A 2,493-nucleotide genomic window follows, 5' to 3' on the forward strand; every position below is an offset into this window, starting at 1 on the left:
GCTGCAATATGTTCTTTGCCAGTTGTATCAACAGCTGTTGCTATACAGACTATATGAAGCATACTTTCGCTCAGCTTCGGTATCTCAAACTTAAAAGTGATACTTGGAACAAAGCTTGGCTCAATATTTTGAGTCTTAAGCATTTTGTCAAAGTGCTCGTTAAGCCCTTCTAATGACTTTTGAAGTACGGTTCTGTGTATAAGAGTGCTAGGGCTGATTTCATAATTTCGAATATCAAAATATATTTCATTAACACCCGATTCCAACGCCGAGCGATATACCCAAGTGCTTTTATAGTCACCTTCCACCCAACCTAACGTACTCATATATGAATCAGCAAGGTTGTGAACAAACGACTTAATGTATTTAAGTTTAGGCACTAGGCTTCCTTAGCCACATAACGATCCAGCGATGGCGCGGCCCGAACATCCAACCAAGACCGAACGATGACAGACAAACAAACAACCGAGCCCGCGCCGTCGCCATCCGCGACTTGTTCTGGCTCTGAAACCGTGGAACTCGCAACGGAGCGACCAACGTGCTACTTGGCATGGACTGATGGAGTGCTTACCCAAATGTGGGATGTGACCGACCGCCACCTACACTACATGGGAGGACGCTACACCCATACGACCTACACCACACACCAAGAATGGCGTCCAGTTCCTGGCCAGAACGCCGCCAGCAGCGGCCGAGTGAAACGAGGTCCAGCGACCAGCGGGAGCGTTGCTGGCTGGCCTTGTTATACAGAATATACACTTAGTCATCTTGATTGTTAATTAAAAAGTTCTGATAGAATGAATTTACATCTATGGTATACCTTAAACCACCATCATTAACTTCTGGAGAGTAACCCACGTATATATAGGCATTTTCCAGTTGTGACTTATGCAATTGAACCTCTAATATATTTAAATTTGAACTTCCTAATGAGTAGCCAAGCTTAGATAGAACTAAAACTTTTGCGCCATCATCTGAGAGTTTATCATTTAACACATGGCTTAATTCTTGTTCGTTTTTATTTAAAGATAATTTTGTAATAACCAACCATGCTGATTTATCAATGAGCAAGTCATCTTGCTGGCCATTATTGACGTAGCTATCATCCAATTCTAATAGAAAACTCTCGGTGGATTCAATTTGTGAGAATTTAAATTTAAACCTTTGCGCATCTACATTATCAGGTGTAATTCGCTCAAACCCACTCCAAGCAGCATAACCATTTCCAGTATAAAAAGACAAAAAAATAATAAATAGTATTGATACCGGATAGATTTTTATTTTATTACTCATCGATAACACTCATTCTTAGGTTCGTATAACGCCCTAATAATGGGCAAAAAATTGTTGGCTAAAATGTTGAGGAACGAAAACAGCCAATTGTTTTTTGTCCTTATTAATTAGCTTGTTAGAGCTACATTATCCCATTTTAAAATCAAGTTGAATACTATGACAACTGCTAGCCTTAGGCTTGTAACGCCAACCAGAAAAGGATTCAATAGCAGCAGAATTAAAAATTCCTGAAGGATAAGCTTCTATAACATTGATATTTATTGGCTTTCCATCAGCTGACACATCAAATTCTAGCTTTGTGTAGCCTTGAATCCCATTTCGAGCGGCTTTTATTGGATATCTTGGAGCTTTGGTAGAAAGCAACATGTCATTAATTGAATCTGCTAAATTTTCCTCTTTCGTGTACTCATGTTTCCCGCAGCGAGATTCATATTTAATTACGCTATTGTTTTCTGAAATTATTTCACTTTGAGTGTTTGCGCAACCACTTAAAATAGCAGTTGTAGTTATCGCAGTGATAAAAAATTTATGTCCTTTCAAGATATACTCCATAGTTTGAACGATCGGTAGCTCTAACGCCCGCATAAAATGCGGATAATGCTTGGCTAAAATTAGCGAAGAATGAGAGCCAGCCAAGCGTTTGACGTCATTTTTGATGCGCTTGTTAAGTTACCTATTTAGACGGTATAAGCCACATTCATTAGCCCATTTTTCAATTTTTTCTGCGTGTTTAGGATTACGTAAGTAGAAAACATTAGTGTCGTCCCAGCTTTCAAAATATACAGCCTCCAACTCAGGCAGCACCACTTTATAAAAATGACTACTATCTACATTATGTGGAGCGCACATTAGGTAAGCTTCTTTAGCAGCATCCGAGCTAAATTTGCGAAATTGTGGTTTAGCTGAACTCCAACGACCTTTAAATGTAAAGTTTAGAACCTCAGTGTTATCGATTAATTTTTTCGCAAATTTAACGAATTTTGCATCTCTACTTTGTTGCTCCTCATCAGAAACGTCAGATAAGTATTTAATTGAGTCTTCTGCTCCCAACCAACGGTCGAAAACCGAAACCGCCATGTAAGTATATGCATCTGTATCTTCTACAGCATACAACTTATCAAGATCTGGATACTTTTCTCGCAAGTCTATTTGAGATTTTTTATCCAATGCCAGAAATTTACGCATATCTTCCTTGGTAAC

General features: G+C 38.9%; 4 protein-coding genes and 1 pseudogene. 1 reads left to right on the top strand and 4 read right to left on the bottom strand.

Translation table 11 applies throughout. From position 1 onward, the window contains the following. Positions 1 to 380, bottom strand: a 380-nt coding sequence (locus tag Q4Q49_RS21965; RefSeq protein ID WP_312000437.1) for a hypothetical protein, incomplete at its 3' end; no start/stop codon positions are given. A 66-nt stretch (positions 381 to 446) separates the two neighbouring features. On the opposite strand from Q4Q49_RS21965, the gene Q4Q49_RS21970 reads away from it, so the two are divergent. After that, positions 447 to 779, top strand: coding sequence for a hypothetical protein (locus Q4Q49_RS21970; protein ID WP_312000438.1), 333 nt, complete (start codon positions 447 to 449; stop codon positions 777 to 779). On the opposite strand, the gene Q4Q49_RS21975 is transcribed toward Q4Q49_RS21970, so the two are convergent. The 3 genes and pseudogenes from Q4Q49_RS21975 to Q4Q49_RS21985 all read right to left on the bottom strand — a co-directional run. Further along, positions 760 to 1,293 carry a hypothetical protein gene (locus Q4Q49_RS21975; RefSeq protein ID WP_311991055.1) on the bottom strand — a complete coding sequence of 178 codons (534 nt, stop codon included), beginning with the start codon at positions 1,291 to 1,293 and terminating at the stop codon, positions 760 to 762. The two genes, Q4Q49_RS21970 and Q4Q49_RS21975, sit on opposite strands and share 20 nt — an antisense overlap. Positions 1,294 to 1,419: 126 nt before the next feature. Then, positions 1,420 to 1,833 carry an energy transducer TonB gene (locus Q4Q49_RS21980; RefSeq protein WP_312000439.1) on the bottom strand — a complete coding sequence of 138 codons (414 nt, stop codon included), beginning with the start codon at positions 1,831 to 1,833 and terminating at the stop codon, positions 1,420 to 1,422. Between the two features lie 129 nt (positions 1,834 to 1,962). After that, positions 1,963 to 2,493, bottom strand: a pseudogene (locus Q4Q49_RS21985) (hypothetical protein); the annotation flags it as partial.

Source organism: Shewanella sp. SP1S1-7, from assembly GCF_031932105.1.
Classification (GTDB): domain Bacteria; phylum Pseudomonadota; class Gammaproteobacteria; order Enterobacterales; family Shewanellaceae; genus Shewanella; species Shewanella baltica.